This is a genomic window from Micromonospora noduli, assembly GCF_003264365.1.
Lineage (GTDB): Bacteria > Actinomycetota > Actinomycetes > Mycobacteriales > Micromonosporaceae > Micromonospora > Micromonospora noduli.
In genome coordinates, this window is record NZ_PYAK01000002.1 from 101903 (window position 1) to 119592 (window position 17690).

A 17690-nucleotide genomic window follows, 5' to 3' on the forward strand; every position below is an offset into this window, starting at 1 on the left:
CAACAAGAAGCGCGGGGGTTCCGGCGTGGGCCGGGACCCCGCGACGCGTGGACCGTGTCGGGGCCGGGGCTCGGCCTCTTCCGCCAGCGCCGGCGCCTTCCGTCGCGGTCGGTGACCGGACGCCGGCGTCACTCGTCGTCTCGGGGCTCGTTTCCCCGGTCATGAGCGAAAGCGGTGAGTTGATTGCACCGTCCGGCCGGGTCGACTTCAGGGCAAGGACCGTGCCGCAACATGCATCTGGCCAGGTTCGCTCCGCTGTTGCAACACGCAATCATGCCGGCCAATAAATAGACGGACACCAATCTTGACTTGCGCGGCCGGCCAGCGCACCGTAAAGAGCCAGAGGCAGATGCACGCCATTATCGGCCCGGCTGGAGTGGATCGCCAAATGGGGGCGCTGCCGGTTTCGCGCCGCGTGCACCAGGAGGCTTTCCATGCGGTTGAATCCGTTCACCGGTCTCTATCTCACCGATCCGGCAAGCATGTGGCGGCGCATTCTCGACGATCCCGACGGGGTGCACTACGCCGAGGATCTGGGCCTGTGGTTGATCAGCCGGCACGCACACGTCCGGCGGGCTCTCGCCGACGCCACGACATTCGCCAACGCTCTCACCCTCGCCCCGGTCTACGAGGTGTGTCCACCGGCGCTGAACGTGATCATGCAGATCGACGCGCCACCCACGACGGCCGCCGCGGACCCACCGGAGCACCCGCGCACCCGACGGGCCCTACGGGCGACCTTCGCGAACACCGCCGAGCGGGTCGAGGCTGAGTACGGGGAGATCATCCGACGCCGGGTCGACCAGCTGGTGTCCCGTCTCGCCGCCCGCCAGGGCGATCAGGTCGACCTGATCCCGGAGTTCGCGACCGAGCTTCCCCTGCTGGTGGTCCTGGACATCCTCGGGGTGCCCGACGCCGACATCGGGCGCATCCGGAGTTGGGCGGACGGCCAGATCGCCCTCATCTGGGGGCAGCCGGACCCGGCCGAGCAGGTCCGCCTGGCCCAGGGCCTGCTGGAGTTCTGGCACTACTGCGAGGACGCGGTCCGCCAACGGCTGGACAGTGGACACCGGGGCGAGGACTTCATCAGCCGCGCCCTGGAATACCGGGACGACGACGACAGCGTGCTGACGGTGCCCGAGGTGGCGAGCCTTGCCTTCAACCTCCTGGTCGCGGGCCACGAGACCACTGCCGGGTTGCTCGCGCACGCGCTCGACCAGGCCCTGTCCGCCCCCCAGCGCTGGTCGGCGATCACCGCGGACCCGGGACTCGTCCCCGCCTTCGTGGGCGAGACGCTACGGTTCGCGCCCGCCATCGACGGTTGGCTGCGGGTGACCACCCGGGATGTCACAGTGGGTGCGGTGAGGATCCCCGCCGGCGCGCGTTGCCTGCTGTTGATCGGAGCCGCGAACCGGGACCCGGCGGCGTTCCATGACCCGGACCGGTTCGACCCACACCGGGCCGATGTGGGCAATCACCTGTCATTCGGCCACGGTCCACATTTCTGCATCGGCGCGGGATTGGCGCGGCTTGAGGCCGGAATCGCCCTCAGCCGGCTCGCCGAGGCCATTCCCGGGCTGAGGCTGTCACCGGAGCAACATCGCTCGTACAAACCCAATGTCGCATTTCGTGCGCACCGCACGCTGCTCGCGATAATCGACGTTCCGGCACCCGCGGACGTGCCGGCGGCACGGAATGGCGCGACGGCCGAAGTGCACGCCGCCTGAGAGCCCGCGAGCGCCAGCGGTGCTGACCTGCGGACGGGTCGGGGGTGGGATGGGCGGCGTGGCCGGCTCCACCCGGCGCATCCGGGTGCCGACACCGGGGTCGGCGCGTACCTTTCCCGCTTTTCCCGACGATCCATACCGGTGAACGTCTTCACACCCATCGCGTCATGGGTTAAGAATTGCCCTCTGTGAATGTTCGGCTCATCGGCCAATCTCGATCTGGTGGCCGCCGCTGAATGTCCGTTCCACGAAGGTGAGCGCATGGAGCACACGTCCCCGTCGAGCTCGGCTCACTCCGCTGCCAGTCAGCGGTTCCGACGGGAGTTGCGCGACTGCCGCGTCCAACGGGGCCTTACCCAACGAGCCCTGGCGGACCTGGTGCGGTTCAGCCGGGAGACGGTCGCGGCGGTCGAGTCAGGGCGCCGGTTCGGCAGTCACGAGTTCGCGCTGCGCTGCGACGACGTGCTCGGCACCGGCGGCCGGCTGGCCGCACTGTGGCCGCAGGTCGCGGCCGAGCAGTTGGCCGCCGACGGTCGCCGAGGCCCCCGCGCGCCGGAACCGGCTCGACTGGATCGGCAGGTGCCGCGTCAGCGTGGACGGCGTGACGCGCGCGACCCGGGCGCCGTGGTGGACGCGATCGACGAGCTGCGTGAGCTGATCGGCCAGGTGCTCAACGGTCAACCCGAAGCGGACGAACCGGAGCGGCGGCACCCGGCCGGGCCCCTCGACCACCAGCGCTGACCCGACGAATCCGGTACGACCTCGGGGCGTCACCGGTCGCTGACGTTGGGTACAGATGCTGGTACGGGCAGTTTGTACCACGGCCAGGTCTGGTCTACGAGCGCGGCTTCCGGCCGAATGGGACTTGCATTCGGCAACGTGCGTATAGACCGTCATCGACGAGTCGTGGGAGTCAATCTTGGCGTCGAGCACCCGGTCCCACGCGGCCAGACCCTACCCGACCCGTCGACGCGGTTGGAAGATCGCCGGCCGAATGCGGCTCATCGTCGCGGCCCCGCTCGTCGCCGTGATCGGCTTCGCCGGTCTCGCGCTGACCGAGAGCGCACGCCAGACGGCCCGCGCCAGCGACCTGCGGATCCTGGCGCAGGTCGGTGCCGAGGCCGGCGACCTGGCCTACCGTCTGCAACGCGAACGCATCGCCGCCGCCGACCTGCTCACCTATGCCCGGCCGGAGCAGCAGGACGCCTTCGGCGTGGAGATGGCCGCCACCGATGACGCCGTCGTCCGCTACCGCGGGCAGCGTGGCCGGCTGTCTGCCGACAGCGGCACCAACACGGCTCTGCTGCGGCGCATCGACGCGGCACTGGACGGCCTCGCCCCGCTGCGCACCCAGGTGCGCACCGCCACGCACGCGTCGGTGTCGGCGATGACCTTCAGCTACCGCATCGCGATAGCCGACCTCATCAACTTCCGGGAGAACGTCTCACACGGCGTGGTGGACGCCCCACTCGCCGACGGGATCCGGGCCTCGGCGGCGCTGTCGAAGACGGCCGAGGCCATCGGTCAGCAGCAGGTGGCCGTGCTGCGCGCCGTCGCGGGCGGCGAGCTGACCCCGGCCATGCAGCAGGACATCACCGCGGCCCGCACCAGCTACACGGAGTCGAGCCTGTCGTTCCTGGCCCTGGCCCCACCGGAGTGGAGCGTCTGGTGGGAGCAGGCCGGCACCGGCAAGGAGGCGCTCGCCCTGCAACGGATGCAGGACGAGGTGTCCCGGGCCCAGCCGGGGTCGCAACTGAAACTGGAGACCGACTCCTGGGTGTCCACCACCCAGACGCGCGCCGCCCGGCTGGCCGACCTGCGCGCCCGGGTCGACGGCGCGGTCCGCGACGACGTTCGGGCCGCGCACGCCGACCAGCGCCGCCGTGCCGTGGCCGAGGCCGCCAGCGTCCTCCTGGCCCTGATCCTGACCGCGTTGGTGACCTGGGCCGTCGCACGACAGATCACCCGGCGGCTGCGCCGGCTACGGGACGCCGCCAACGCGGTGGCCTTCGAACAGCTCCCCGCCGTGGTGGCCCAGCTCCAACAGCCCGGCAGCGCCACCGTCGACCCACAGAAGCTGGCCCACCAGCAGTCCAGTGCCGCCCTCGAACCGTCCAGCGACGACGAGATCGGCGAACTGGGTCAGGCGTTCAGCGCCGTGCACCAGGCCGCCGTGCGGACCGCCGCCGAACAGGCCGTCATGCGCGCCAACACCGCCGACATCTTCATCCACCTGAGCCGCCGCGAACAGCGACTGGTCGACGCCGTCCTCGCCCAGGTCGACCTGGTCGAGCGGGACGAGACCGACCCCGACCGGCTCGACCAGCTGTACACACTGGACAACCTGGCGACCCGGATGGGCCGGATCAACGCCAGCCTGCTGGTGCTCGGTGGTGTCGGCGTGGGTCGCGTACGCCAGCGCGACGTCCCGCTGCAACAGGTACTCCAGGCAGCACTGTCCCAGATCGAGCACTACGCGCGGGTCCGGCTCGGCATGATCGACGGGGACGTCGCGGTGGCTGCCAAGACCGTCGACGAGGTCGTGCACCTGCTCGCCGAACTCATGGACAACGCCACGACCTACTCGCCGCCGGGCAGCGAGACCTGGGTGAGCGGCCGGAGCCTGGGAGACCGCGTCATCGTCCAGATCAGCGACGAGGGTGTGGGGCTGTCCGCGCAGCGGATGCAGCAACTCAACGAGCTGCTGGCCCGCCCGCCGGCCATCGACGTGGCCGCCGTACGGGCAATGGGGCTGGTCGTCGTGGGCCAGCTCGCGGCCCGGCTGGGCGCCACCGTCCAACTGCGACGCGGCCCCCGACGCGGCATCCTCGCCGAGGCGACACTGCCCGCGGCGATCATCCGGTCGCTGCCACCGGAGGAGTACCTGCTCGCACCCGGCCGGCTGTCGCGGCGGGCAGCGCGGACTACCAACCCCCCGCCGCCGTACCAGCCGCGCCCCGAACCCAGCGCCGGACGCCCGCCGGCCGAACGGACCCTGCCGGCCGCGCCGGTCTTCCGACCGGCTCCCCCACCCCCGGACCGGGGTGACGCGCCCACCGAGGAGCTGCTCATCTTCGAACAGGTCAACCACTGGTTCCAGAACGACGTCGTCGACGGCCAGAGCGGCCAGAACGGCCAGAACGGCCAGCAGTGGTCCAGCCCCGCCGACGACGCCTGGCGTACGGCCGCCCAGGCGCACACCCCCGAGGTCGCCACGACCACCAACTCCGGCCTGCCCAAACGACAGCCGCAACGGCACCTCGTGCCCGGCGGTGTGACAGTGCCCCAGCAGCAGCAACGGTCCGAGTACCGCGACCCGGCACAGGTGGCGACGGCGATGGCCGCGTACGCGCGGGGCGTGGCGAACCGACGGCGCACCCCGATCAACCTCGGCAACAAATGACGCGACAGGAGAGCACGTGACCGACCAACAGGATCTCGGCTGGCTGCTGGACAACTTCGCGGCGCGCGCGACCGAGGTCAGCCACGCGATCGCCATTTCCAGCGACGGCCTGATGGTGGCCGCCACCCGCGACCTGCCACCGGACCGGGCCGACCAGTTGGCCGCCACGGGTAGCGGGCTGGTCAGCCTGCTGCGGGGGGCGGCGGCCTTCTTCGACGCCGGCGCGGTGATCTCCAACGTCACCCAGCTCGAGGGCGGGTTCATGTTCTCCATGGCCTTCAACGACGGCGCCTCGCTGCTGGTGCTCGCCGCGCCCGAGTGTGACGTGGGCAAGGTCTCCTACGAGATGACCGAGCTGGCCAACCGCATCGGGGACGCGCTGACCCCCGCTGCCCGAGCGGCGCTCGCCCGCAGCCGCTGACCACCCCGGCGCCCCCACGCCGGAAACCCCTTCCCCTTCCTCTGGAGTCAGACATGCCTCTCATCACGCCTTGGCGCAGCCGTGCCCTCACCGCCGCGCTGCTCGCCGCCGTGCTGACCACCAGCACGGCCTGTGGCGACGACGCTCCGGGCACGAGCGCCGGCGGCTCGATAAAGATCGGCCTGCTCGCGTCGCTGTCCGGGACGTACCAGGCGGTCGGTACGGAGATCCGCGACGGCTTCCAGCTCTACCTGGACACCCACGACGGCAAGTTGGGGGGTCGGCAGGTCGACCTCATCGTCGCGGACGAGGGCAACGGCGCCCAGACCGCTGTCCCGGCGGCGACCAAGCTGCTCAAGCAGGACCGGGTGTCCGCGCTCACCGGCATCGTCGGTGGCGGCTCGGTCGCCGGAGTCACCCCCGTGCTCAACGAGACCAAGGTGCCACTGGTCGGCTCCAACGGCCGGCCGGAACTCAAGGACGTCTCCCGGGTCTGGCACACCTCGTACCTCTCCGACGAGCCCGGGGCGGCGATCGCCCAGCACGTCCGCGACAACGTGAAGGGCTCCGTGTACGCGATCGGCCCGGACTACCAGGGCGGTTGGGACGAGCTGCGTGGCTTCACCGACGCGTTCGGCAAGATCGGCGGAAAGCTCGCGAACGCCGACGGCAAGACGACCTTCACGCCGTTCCCGGCCACCACCAACTTTCTCCCGTACTTCGCCCGCATCAAGGCATCCGGCGCGGCGGCCGTCTACACCTTCTACGCCGGCAGCGCCGCCGTCGACTTCGTGAAGCAGTACGCGCAGTCCGAGATCAAGGACATCCCGTTGTACGCGGCCGGGTTCCTCACCGAGGGCGGCGTGCTCAACGCGCAGGGCGAGGCCGCCCGGGACATCTACTCGGTGCTCAACTACTCGCCCGACCTCGACAACGCGGAGAACCGCGCCTTCGTGGCCGCGTGGAAGGCGAAGCACGACGGCTCGCCGACGACCTACGCGCTGGCCTCGTACGACGCGGCGGCGGTGCTGGACCGAGCGATCGGCGCCGCCGGAAGCGACCCGACCCCCGAGGCCATCAACACGGCCATCGGCAAACTCGGCCAGATCGCCAGCCCGCGCGGCACCTGGCAGTTCTCCACCACCACGCACTCCCCGGTGCAGAAGTGGTACCTGCGGCAGGTCCGCCAGGACGGCCGGGCGCTGTCCAACACCGTCGTGGGCGACCTCGCGACCGTCGGCCGGTGATAGCGGTGGCGGCCGGCACGAACCGGATCGACCCGTACCTGATCCCGGCGTTGGACGGAGTCGCCTACGGGCTGCTGGTGTTCGTCGCCGCGTCGGGCCTGGTCTTCTGTTTCGGCGTCGCCAACATCCTCAACCTGGCGCACGGCCTGCTCTACGCGATCGGCGGGTACACCGCCGCGGCGCTGCTCGACGGCGGCTGGGCGAGCCTGGCGTTGGCGTTGGCGGTCGGTGTGCTGGCCGCCGCCGCGGCGGGGGTGCTCCTGGCCGGTCTGCTCACACCGGTCGCCACCGGCAATCACCTGAGTCAGGCGCTGCTGACGTTCGGGGTGGCGCTGGCCGGCGGCAGCCTGCTCGTCGCCGGCTTCGGACCCGACAACCCGCAGGTCCAGGTGCCCGCAGCCCTGGAGGGGTCGGTGATGGTGGCCGGCCACCGCTACGCCGCGTACCGGTTGGTGTTCATCGTCGTCGCCGCCGTGCTCGCCGCCGCCCTCTACCTGGTGGTGCGACGCACCAGGGCCGGGATGCTCGTCCGGGCGGCCGTCGACGACCCGGAGATGGTCGCCTGTCTGGGCGTGAGCCCGGCGCGGATCCGGGCCGGTGTGCTCGCCGCCGCCGGTGCGCTGGCAGGCGCGGCCGGGGTCCTGGGCGCGCCCATCATCGGCCCCGGCACGGGCACCGCAGACACGGTGCTGCTGCTCTCCCTGGTGGTGGTCGTCCTCGGTGGTCTCGGGTCGATGGCGGGCACCCTGCTGGCCGCGCTCGCGATCGGCGAGATCCAGACGCTGGGAGTGGCGCTGCTGCCGTCCGCCGCGCCGTTTCTGCTCTTCGCCGCCATGGCGGCCGTGCTGGCCGTGCGGGCGCGTGGCCTGGCCGGCAGGTGGAGGGCGGCATGAGAGGCGAGGTGATCCGGCGAGTTCCGGGCGGCATCGCGGCACTCGTCCTGGTCGGCCTGGTCGTGGCGCCCTGGGTGGTCGACGACTACACCACGGCGATCCTCGCCCGGACGCTGGCGCTGGCCCTGGTCGGGGTGAGCGTGGCCCTGCTCACCGGCGTCGCCGGCATGCCCACCCTCGGCCAGACCGCACCGTACGCGGCGGGCGCCTACGCCTGCGCCGTGGTCGGGAGCCGAGTCTCCGACATCGGCGTCGTGCAGCTCGTCGTCGCGGCGGCCGCCGGGGCGTTGCTGGCCGCGCTGACCGTGCCGCTCGTCGTGCACGCCCGAGGGGTGATCGTCCTGATGATCACCCTTGCCATCGGCGAACTCGTCGTCATCGTCCTCGGGCGGTGGCGGTCGGTGACCGGTGGCACGGACGGGCTGGCCGGCATCCCACCGGTCCGCCCGTTCTGGGGGCTCCCGGCCCTGGCCAACGATCAGGCCCGTTACCTGTACGCCCTGGTAGTCGTGGCCATGCTGGTCGGCGCGGTGCTGGTGCTGCTGCGTACCCGGGCGGGGTTGGTGCTGCGTGCCGGCCGCGACGACGAGACGCGGTTGCGGGCCAGCGGTCACCGGGTGGCGCTGCACCTGTCCGGCGCGCACATCGCCGCCGGGGCGATCGCCGGCGCCGCCGGCTCGCTCCTGGTCGTCGCCCAGCAGTACATCTCCCCCGCCGACTTCGGCTTCGACACCTCCGCGCTGCTGCTGCTCGGTGTCGTCATCGGAGGCACCGCCTCGGTGGGCGGCGCCCTGGTGGGTGCGGCGTTGGTCATCGCCGTCCGGGACTGGCTGTTCGGGGTGCTGCCCGGCCACGCGCCACTGGTGCTGGGCGCGCTGTTCGTGGCGACGGTCTACCTGCTGCCCACCGGCGTCAACCGGGCCCGGGGTCGGCTGCGCCCGCCGAACGCCCCGGCGCCACAGCCGGACCAGCCAGCCGCCCATGATCAGACCACCGTTGCGGAGCTGCACCGATGACCGGCCTGCTGGAAGCCCAGGAGATCAGCGTGCGGTACGGCTCGCTCGCCGCACTCGACGGCGTGGACCTGCGCATCCACGACGGCCAGCGGCACGCGTTGATCGGCCCGAACGGGGCCGGCAAGACGACCCTGCTCAACGTGCTCGGCGGGTCCACCAGGCCGCACCGCGGCACGGTGCGGTTCGACGGACGGGACGTCGGTCGGCTCGGCCCGGCGGCCCGGGCCCGGCGGGGCATCAACCGCATCCACCAACGACCCGCTGTCTTTCCGACGCTCACCGCGACGGAGAACGTCGTGGTGGCCGCGCTGCCCCGGGTCATCCCACGCCGCCGGTGGTGGCCGGGCGGACGCCGACGCGCCGCGCAGCGCCTGGCCGGCCCACTGCTGGACCAGATGGGGCTCACCGCCGTCGCGGCGGTGCCTGCCGGGCACCTCGCGCACGGGCAACGACGCCAGTTGGAGATCGCGATGGCCCTGGCCGGTCGCCCCCGCCTGCTGCTCCTCGACGAACCGGCGGCCGGGCTGTCCGCCATCGAGGTCGGCCGGCTGGTCGAGTTGCTCCAGGCGCTACCCAGGGCGGTCGCCGTGTTGCTGGTCGAACACCGACTGGACCTGGTGTACGCCCTCTCCGACACGGTCACCGTGTTGCGCGACGGTCAGACGTTGGCCGCCGGCACACCGGACGAGATCCGTACCTCGCCGCTGGTGCGGCAGGCCTACGCCGACGGGGTGGCCTGATGCTCACTGTGGATCGTCTCTGCGCCGGCTACGGCGGGGGAATCGTCCTGCACGAGGTCAGCCTGCGGGTACGCCCGGGCAGCATCCAGGCCGTGGTGGGCCGCAACGGGGCGGGCAAGAGCACACTCGTACACACCATCGCCGGGCTGGTTCGCGCGTCCAGCGGTCGCATCGAGATCGGCGGCGTGCACGTCGCCGGCCGACAACCACATCGCATCGCCCAGTCCGGCGTCGGTCTCGTCCCGCAGGGCCGCCGGGTCTTCTCCCGGTTGACAGTGGCCGAGCACCTGCACCTGGCGGCCGCACCGTGGCGGGCCCGCACCTCCGGCGGCGAGGGCTGGACGGTCGCCCGGACCCTGGAACTGCTGCCGAGGCTGGCGGTACGGCTGCGACACCGCGGCTGCGAACTCTCCGGCGGCGAGCAGCAGATGCTGGCGATAGCCCGTGCGCTGCTCGGCCAACCCCGGGTGCTGCTGCTCGACGAACCATGCGAGGGCCTCTCACCCGATCTGGCGGCGCGGGTCCGCGAACTCGTCAACGGTCTCGCCGCCGACGGCCTGACCGTGCTGCTCGTGGAGCAGCAACTCCAGCACGCCATCGAACTCGCGGACCGGGTGGCGGTGCTGGAGTACGGCCGGGTGGTCTACGACCGGCCGACCGCGGAGGCCCGCCGCGATCCGGCCCCACTGGCGGCGATGTTGAGCGTCGCCGCCGTTGCGCCGCCCCCGGCCAACCGATCGACCCCTCGGCTCTGGGCCGACACCCCGTAGTCACCCGACCCTTCACGGAGAGGTAGACACCGATGACCACCGCTACGAGCGATGACACGTACACGTTCGACAACGGCGCACCCGACGCCGTTCCCCAGATGCACGCGCTGGAGTCCTTCCTGGACCCGATCACGACACGTCGGCTGGCCCGCCCGGTGCTGGAGCCGGGCGCGACCTGCTGGGAGGTCGGGGCCGGTGGAGGCTCGATGGCCCGCCGGATGGCCCGCGCGGTCGGCGACGGCGGCCACGTGCTGGCCACCGACATCGACCCCACACACCTCGTGGCCGAGGGCAACCTGCACGTACGCCAGCACGACGTGCGCACCGAACCGCCACCCGGGGACGCGTTCGACCTGATCCACGCCCGCCTGGTGCTGCTGCACCTCCCCGATCGACGACGGGTCCTGCGCACCCTCACCGGTGCGCTGGCGCCCGGCGGGTGGCTGGTGGTCGAGGAGTTCGACTGCACGGTGCCGCAGCGGGTGCTGACCGCCCCGACCGACGACGCCGCGAAGCTCTTCGCGCAGGTCATGGACGCCATGATGGGTGTCCTGGAGGACCACGGCGCCGACCTGGGCTGGGCGCAGGACGTGCACACCGAGATGGCCCTCGCCGGTCTGACCGACCTGGACACCATCACCCACTCGCAGAGCTGGGCCGGCGGGTCGACCGGAACGTCGCTCTACGAGACCAACTCCCGCCAGTTGGAACCGGACCTGCTGGCCGCCGGGCTGTCGCCCCAGCAACTGCACGCCTTCCGACGGCTGCTCCGTGACCCCGGGTTCGCCGTCATGTCGTACCACTTCGTCTCCACGCGGGGCCGCCTACCGAGCTGAGCAGGTGGACCACCGCGCGGAGCGCGGTCACGCCGTCCGTACCTCTCCCGCCGCAGCACCTCCCCCCCTCTGCGCTCCGGACAGCTCTACGACGGCGTCGACCGCGCCGGCCGGGCTCCCCGCAAGGGAGCCCGGCCGGCCCGTGCCCGGCGTGTGCTCTGACTGGCCCGCCATGTCGTCGTGCTGTTGAGCGGTATACCTCGGAGGTATGAATATGACTCTGAGGTATACCGCTCACGACCGCATCCGCCCCGACGCAGGTGACCGTCGGTCACCGGCGGCCGCCGCGCCGGATCCATCCGAAGGTGGCCCAGGCAACGAAGCTGTGCAGGAGGGTCTGACCGGGCCCGGAGGAGACGATGCGGGCACCACCGAGGCCGGCACTGGCTCAGCGCGGAGTGGTTTCCTGGTGGGCCAGGACAATCAGGTCGTCAGGGCGGGCCGACAGCGGCGCCGTCGCCCCGTCGAGCCACACGAGGTAGCCCACCGGCGGACCGGACGAACCCCACCGGGCACCGATGATCGTGGCCGACCGCGCGTCGTGCGGCTGCGTGAGCAGGCGTACCCGGGTGCCCGGCGCGTGGCCGTCGTCGGCGACGATGAGCAGCGCGTCGAGGATCTGCCGGGCACCGGCGACAGGCAACCCCGGAACGTACGGCTCGCCCGCGTATCCCAGACGCGGCGTCATCATCGTGCTCAACAGCGCGGTCTGCCGGATCGCCTCCTGGCGGACCTGCCCGTCCACAATGCGTTCGGCCACGGTCAGCGCCTTCTGGATGCGCGACCAGAGGGCCAGTGGCTCCTGGTCGAGCAGGCGGCGGGCCTCGCGGTCGATCTCGGCGCAGGCCGTGTCGAGCGCGGTGTCCTCGCCGAGTTCCGCGATCCAGGCGAGGTCCCCCACCTCGGGCAGCCACCCTGGCGACTCGGCCACGATCACGATGTACAGCATCGCGAGCAGTTCCTCGCGGCCCTCGCCGTGATAGAGCGAGCCCACCCCGCTGCCGGTACGCCCACGGCTGGGCGGGAACCGCTCGACGAGGTGCTGCGCGCGGCCATGAGGTAGGGCAGCGGCCCGCCTGGTGTCCGACACCCGCTCCTCGAACGACCGCCGCTCACGGCGTTCGACGAGCAGCTGGCGATGCGGGTCGAACCCGATCGGATAGATCGTCCGCCCGTACCGGGAGAGGGTTTCGCCGGGCCGGAGGCCGACCGACTCAAGCTGGCGGGCCGCCTCCGAGTAGGCAACGCCGGCACGGGCTGCATGCTCCCGGATGGCGCGCTTGCGGGCGCGTCCCGGGGCCGGGGTCCGTCGGGGAATCGGATCAGACATGACGCCTCCGGTGCAGCCCCACGCACTCCACCGAACGGGCGGCGTGACCGGCACGCCGGGAGTCGACACATCGGCGCGGAGTCGGAGACTCTTGGCCCAAGCATGTGGTCAGGCGTGGGCCACCACATCGGGCGCTGGCAGGCGCTCTGCCGTGGCCAGCATATCGTGACGCCGACCGCCGGTGTGGATGTGCACACCCTGGCCGCCCTCTCTCCCAGCCCCGGTGTCAGCCCGTGTCAGCCGATGTCGGCGGCGTGTCGGGGCGGTGTCAGCGGGCCCGCGCAGACTCGGCGCATGACAGCTGACCTGGTGATCGAGGCCGAGGGCCTCGTGAAGACGTTTGGGAAGACGAGGGCGCTTCAGGGCGTGGACCTCGCCGTACCCCGTGGGACGGTGCTCGGGGTGCTCGGGCCCAACGGCGCCGGCAAGACCACCGCCGTGCGCATCCTCTCCACCCTGCTCACCCCGGACGGCGGGACCGCCCGGATCAGCGGTTTCGACGTGGTACGGGACGCCGAACGCGTTCGGCAGAGTATCGGCCTCACCGGCCAGTACGCCTCGGTCGACGAGGACCTGACCGGGCGGCAGAACCTGGAGCTGTTCGGCACCCTGTTGGAGCTGGGGCGCGTCGGCGCGCGGCGACGGGCCGCCGAACTGCTCGACTGGTTCGACCTGACCGATGCCGCGAACCGCCCGGCCAAGACCTACTCCGGCGGCATGCGGCGACGGCTGGACCTGGCCGCCAGCCTCGTCGGCTCCCCCGACGTGATCTTCCTGGACGAGCCGACGACCGGGCTCGACCCGGCCAAGCGCGAGGACATGTGGGACGTGGTCCGAACGCTTGTCAACAACGGCTCGACGGTGCTGCTGACCACCCAGTACCTGGAGGAGGCCGACGCGCTCGCCGACGCGATCACGGTGATCGACCACGGCCGGGTCATCGCGCACGACACCCCCGAAGGGCTCAAGCGGGTGGTCGGCGGGCAGACCCTGGAGGTCCGGCCGTCCGATCCGGCTCAGCTGCCGCGCACCGCGGAGATCCTGACCCAGGTCGGTTCCGGCGCGCAGGCCGACGAGATCCGTAAGGGCGTGCTCGCGGTGCCGGTCACCGACGACGCGGCCCTGACCGAGAGCGTCGCGCGGTTCGCCACGGCCGGCATCGGGGTCACCGAACTCTCCCTGCACCTGCCGAGCCTCGACGAGGTGTTCTTCACCCTCACCGGGCGTACGGCGTCTGAAGACGACACCACCCGCCCCACGGAGGTCGCGGCATGAGCACTCTGACCGACACAGCGCCCACGAGAAGCCGCGTGCTCTCGAACTCCGCGCCGAACCCTCGGCCGTTCCGGCTGGTCCGGCATTCGTTGGCGCTCGCCAAGCGCAGCCTCATCAAGACCTGGCGTACGCCCGAGGCGCTCATCGACGTCACCCTGCAACCGGTGCTGTTCCTCATCATCTTCGTGTACGTCTTTGGCGGCGCGGTCGCCGGATCGACCCACGACTACCTGCAGTTCCTGCTGCCCGGAATCCTGGCGCAGACGATCGCGACCGGCGCCATCGCGATCGGCGTCAACCTCAACACCGACATCGCCAAGGGCATCTTCGACCGGTTCCGGTCGTTGCCGATCCCCCGCTCAGCCCCACTGGTCGGCGCGGTCCTCGGCGATGTCGTCCGGTACGTCATCGTCACCGTGTCGACGCTCGCGATCGGCTACGTGATGGGTTTCCGGATTGACACCGACCCGTTCCGGGCGATCGCCGGGTGTCTGCTCGCGGTGCTGTTCGCGCTCTGCCTGAGCTGGCTGCCGGTGCTGGTGTCGATGAAGGTGCGGACCGCGGGTGCCGTGCAGGGTGTGATGTTCGCGTTGATCATGCCGCTGAGCTTCGCGTCCAATGTGTTCGTCGGCGCCGACACCCTGCCGGGCTGGATGCAGGCGTTCGTGGACGTCAACCCGATGACCCATCTGGTGGCGTCGGTACGCGGGCTGTTCCTCGGCACCCCACTGGGCAACCACGTGTGGTGGACGCTCGCCTGGTGCGCCGGCTTCGTTGCGGTGTTCATGCCGCTGGCGCTGCGGGCGTACCGCAAGAAGATCTGAGTCAGGCGAGCAGGTCGTCCATCAGCTCGCGGATCCGGCTGACGGCCGCGGCGGGTGGCCGCTCGCGCCACGCGGCCAGCAACGGCTCACGCTGCTCCTCGTTCCCGAGGATGGCGTTGAGCCGTTCGCCGTTTTCAAAGGGGAAGAACATCTCGATCTGGGTGCCGATCCGCTTCGCGAGTACGGCCAGTTCGCGGGCGCTGTCGACGTCACCCCGGTACGCCGCGAACTCCGCGCCGCCCGAAGCCCACGCCCCGATCACCGGCAGGTCCCGTGAGGTCAACGCATCGTCACGGGCGAGCGACAGCATCGCGGCCGCCTGGATGGTGGCGTCGGTGCCCGACACCCGCCCAACCTGGGCCACGCGCAGGTAGATGATCGCCGCCGTGGCCCGGAGCATCACGCGCGGCTGTGGCTGCGGCCCGACCCAGCCGGCGAGGACGCGCGTCACCTCGTCGGCGTGGGCGAGCGCCTCGTCGTACCGCTCACGCTGCCAGGCGAGGTGCGCCAGGCCGAGCAGCGCCTGCGCGGAGTCGATCTGCTCGGCCTGGCCCAGCGCGGCCGTCTCACCCAGTCGCCGCTCGGCCTCGGCGTCGCCGGTCAGGGCGAGCTGCACGTCCAGCCGTACCCGGATCGACCGCGCGTCCTGCGTGGCGCCGACCAGCTCCATGTGCCGGACGCTGCGGGTCAGCCACTCGGCCGACCGGGCATCCCCGCCCGGGACCAGGAACTGCCCGACCGCACCCGCCGCCATCGCCATGCCCCAGTGGTCTCCGGCGGCCTCGAAGCGGTGGTAAGCCTGCTCGGCGTCGCTGATCGACGCTTCCGGCAGGCCGCCGTTCTCCCGCACCGCCGCGCGCGCGAACAGCCCCAGCGCCTGCACGTACGGGTCCGGGTGCGCGACCATCTCGGTCGCGCTCTTCAGGCTCTGCTCCACGTCGGACGCGTCGAAGCCGGGCAGCGCCGCCGCAATAGCGGTCATCCGGGACGACACCTCGCCGGGACGTTCGGTCTGGAGCGTCCGCAGCGCCCGCCGGGCGAGCACGGCGGGCCGCAGATCGGCGCTGACGCCGGCGTTCACGCTGATCACCACGCACGTCCAGGCCAGCCGGTCGGCGTTGGGCAGTGGCCGGCCGCTGGCCGCGCCGCGCAGGATCGCCGACCGCAGCCGCCGCTGCGGGTCGTCGATGTGCAGCAGCCCGCGCGCCCAGGCGAGGACCTCCAGGTGCAGGCCCCGCACCGACCAGAGGTGGAACAGCGCGGCGGCGACGTCGACGGCGGCGGGCTCGTCGTCCGTTCCCATCGCCCACCGCAGGCCGGCGACCAGGTTGTCCTGCTCGGCGGCGCAACGGTGCAGCGCCTCGACCTGGCCGGGGCCGATGAAGCGGCCGGTCAGCGCGACGGACTGCTCCCGCGCCCAGCTGACCAGGCCGGCCATGGCCTGATCCCGGGCACCGGCCGCGTCCAGCCGGGCCTCGCCGTACTCGCGGACCGTTTCGAGCATGCGGTAGCGCGGCGGACCGTCCCCCTCGACCAGGGTCAGCAGGGACTGTTCGACGAGGGTCGCCAGGCCGCGACGGACGTCCGGGGCCTGCGCGACGGCGGCGGCGAGGTCCGCGGTGAACGGCGCGGGAATGACCGCGACCCGCTGGAGCAGGTCGCGGTCGGCCCCGGCGAGCAGTTCCCTGCTCCAGTCGACAAGCGCCCACAGGCTCGCGTGCCGCTCGGGCAGGCCGCGTAGGGCGTCGTCGAGCAGGGCGAACCGGTCGGTCAGCCCGGCGAGCACGTCGTCGATCGGCATGTTCCGCAGTCGCGCGGCGGCCAGTTCGAGGGCCAACGGCAGGTTGTCGAGCCGGTGGCACAGGGCGAGCGCCCGCTCGGTGTCCCACGTCGGTACGGCGCCACCGGCCCGTGCCCGGGACTCGACCAGCGCGAGCGCGTCGGCGTCCGGCAACGCGGTCAGCCGGTGCACCAGCTCGCCGACCAGGCCCAGTGGGGCGCGGCTCGTCGCGAGCACCGCGACCTCCGGCGAGGCCGCCGCGACCAGGTCCGCGACGACGACGGCCACCGCGTCGAGCACGTGCTCGCAGTTGTCCAGCACCACCAGCCCGTCCAGGTCCGGCGCCACGGCGCGCAGCCGCTCCTCGGGGCTGAGGACCCGCCGCTCCAGACCCAGGTTGCCGCCGGTGGCCGTGGTGTCCGCGCCGCCGAGCGCGGCGAGCACAGTGGGCAGAACCTCGTCGGGCGAGCGCAGGCCGGCGAGTTCGATCACGCGTACCGCCCGCCCACCCGCCGCCGTACGCCTGGCCACCTCGGCGGCGAGCCGGGTCTTGCCCGCCCCGCCGGTCGCCACGATCGTCACGACGGGTGTCTCGGCGAGCGCGTCGGTGACGGCAGTGACGTCCCGCTCCCGCCCGACGAGGGCGGCCATGGGGCGGCGCCACGCGGCGGGCAGCGTGATCCGCGCCTGCTGCCGGGGCGGCGTCGGCGGCGCCGCGGCGGGCGGCGCGGTGAGTTCACCACGCAGCAACGCCAGGTGGACGCTCGTGATCACGGGCGACGGGTCGGTGCCGTAGCGGTCGGCCAGGTCGGCGCGCAGCCGCTCGACCACCTCCAGCGCCTCCGCCTCCCGTCCCTGCGCGGCAAGCACCCGGACGAGCAGGGCGGCGGACGGCTCGTCCGGCGGTGTCCTCGCGACGAGTCGGCCCAGGTCGACCTCGTCGAACGGGCCCACGCCGGCGAGTGCCGCCTGCGCGCGCAGCGCGGCGACCTCCGCGAACAGGCGGGTGTCCTCGGCGCTGACCAACTCCGGCACCTCGGGGAACAGCGCCCGCGCCTGATCGGCCAGACCGCGGGCGGCACTGACGTCACCGCACCGGAGCACGGTGCCCGCCTGATCGACGAGCGCGCGCGCCTCGACCGCGTCGACGGTGATCTCCTCGGCGGGCAGCCGGTATCCGCCCGGCACCGCGACCACGGGCAGCCCGAGTCGGCGTACCCGGGACACGAGCGCCTGGACGGCGCCGGTCGCGTCGTCGGGTGGGGCCCCGTCCCAGACGGCGTCCACGAGCAGGTTCACGGAGACCGCGCGCCCCCGCGCGTCGACGAGCGCGCGGAGCACCGCCGCGAGCCGTTCACCCCGAACGGGCTGGCCGTCGACGGCGAGTGGGCCGAGGGTCGCGATCTGCACGGACCCAGCATCCCCCAC

General features: G+C 72.2%; 14 protein-coding genes. 12 read left to right on the top strand and 2 right to left on the bottom strand.

Annotated features, from left to right (window positions below; genetic code table 11):
* Positions 1-434 precede the first annotated feature (434 nt).
* The 10 genes from GUI43_RS01990 (at position 435) to GUI43_RS02035 (ending at position 11053) form a co-directional block, all read left to right on the top strand.
* Positions 435-1727, top strand: coding sequence for a cytochrome P450 (locus GUI43_RS01990; protein WP_112697767.1), 1293 nt, complete (start codon positions 435-437; stop codon positions 1725-1727).
* Positions 1728-1988: 261 nt separating this feature from the next.
* Positions 1989-2468, top strand: coding sequence for a helix-turn-helix transcriptional regulator (locus GUI43_RS01995; protein WP_112602571.1), 480 nt, complete (start codon positions 1989-1991; stop codon positions 2466-2468).
* Between the two features lie 253 nt (positions 2469-2721).
* Complete coding sequence (locus tag GUI43_RS02000; RefSeq protein WP_112697769.1) at positions 2722-5130, top strand: sensor histidine kinase; 2409 nt, start codon at positions 2722-2724, stop codon at positions 5128-5130.
* Between the two features lie 16 nt (positions 5131-5146).
* Positions 5147-5551, top strand: coding sequence for a roadblock/LC7 domain-containing protein (locus tag GUI43_RS02005; RefSeq protein WP_030490280.1), 405 nt, complete (start codon positions 5147-5149; stop codon positions 5549-5551).
* A 53-nt stretch (positions 5552-5604) separates the two neighbouring features.
* On the top strand, positions 5605-6798 hold the full coding sequence (locus tag GUI43_RS02010; RefSeq protein ID WP_112584491.1) for an ABC transporter substrate-binding protein: 1194 nt from the start codon (positions 5605-5607) through the stop codon (positions 6796-6798).
* Complete coding sequence (locus GUI43_RS34195) at positions 6795-7691, top strand: branched-chain amino acid ABC transporter permease (RefSeq protein WP_112584490.1); 897 nt, start codon at positions 6795-6797, stop codon at positions 7689-7691. The genes GUI43_RS02010 and GUI43_RS34195 overlap by 4 nt, the downstream gene beginning before the upstream one ends.
* Positions 7688-8707: a branched-chain amino acid ABC transporter permease gene (locus tag GUI43_RS34200; RefSeq protein ID WP_146765843.1), complete on the top strand. Its 1020-nt coding sequence runs from the start codon at positions 7688-7690 to the stop codon at positions 8705-8707. The genes GUI43_RS34195 and GUI43_RS34200 overlap by 4 nt, the downstream gene beginning before the upstream one ends.
* Positions 8704-9447 carry an ABC transporter ATP-binding protein gene (locus GUI43_RS02025; protein WP_112697773.1) on the top strand — a complete coding sequence of 248 codons (744 nt, stop codon included), beginning with the start codon at positions 8704-8706 and terminating at the stop codon, positions 9445-9447. The genes GUI43_RS34200 and GUI43_RS02025 overlap by 4 nt, the downstream gene beginning before the upstream one ends.
* Positions 9447-10217, top strand: a complete 771-nt coding sequence (locus GUI43_RS02030) for an ABC transporter ATP-binding protein (protein WP_091406868.1) — start codon at positions 9447-9449, stop codon at positions 10215-10217. The genes GUI43_RS02025 and GUI43_RS02030 overlap by 1 nt, the downstream gene beginning before the upstream one ends.
* A 32-nt stretch (positions 10218-10249) precedes the next feature.
* Positions 10250-11053: a class I SAM-dependent methyltransferase gene (locus GUI43_RS02035; protein ID WP_112697775.1), complete on the top strand. Its 804-nt coding sequence runs from the start codon at positions 10250-10252 to the stop codon at positions 11051-11053.
* A gap of 388 nt (positions 11054-11441) precedes the next feature.
* Here GUI43_RS02035 and GUI43_RS02040 read toward each other — a convergent pair whose 3' ends face one another.
* Complete coding sequence (locus tag GUI43_RS02040; protein ID WP_112697777.1) at positions 11442-12383, bottom strand: hypothetical protein; 942 nt, start codon at positions 12381-12383, stop codon at positions 11442-11444.
* A 294-nt stretch (positions 12384-12677) separates the two neighbouring features.
* On the opposite strand from GUI43_RS02040, the gene GUI43_RS02045 reads away from it, so the two are divergent.
* Positions 12678-13658, top strand: a complete 981-nt coding sequence (locus tag GUI43_RS02045) for an ATP-binding cassette domain-containing protein (protein ID WP_112584484.1) — start codon at positions 12678-12680, stop codon at positions 13656-13658.
* The gene (locus tag GUI43_RS02050) at positions 13655-14482 is read left to right on the top strand and encodes an ABC transporter permease (RefSeq protein WP_112584483.1); all 828 of its coding nucleotides are present in this window, start codon (positions 13655-13657) and stop codon (positions 14480-14482) included. Before GUI43_RS02045 ends, GUI43_RS02050 begins: the two co-directional genes overlap by 4 nt.
* A gap of 1 nt (position 14483) precedes the next feature.
* Here the strand turns inward: GUI43_RS02050 and GUI43_RS02055 are convergent, their stop codons facing one another.
* Complete coding sequence (locus GUI43_RS02055) at positions 14484-17672, bottom strand: ATP-binding protein (protein WP_112697779.1); 3189 nt, start codon at positions 17670-17672, stop codon at positions 14484-14486.
* Positions 17673-17690: the final 18 nt, after the last annotated feature.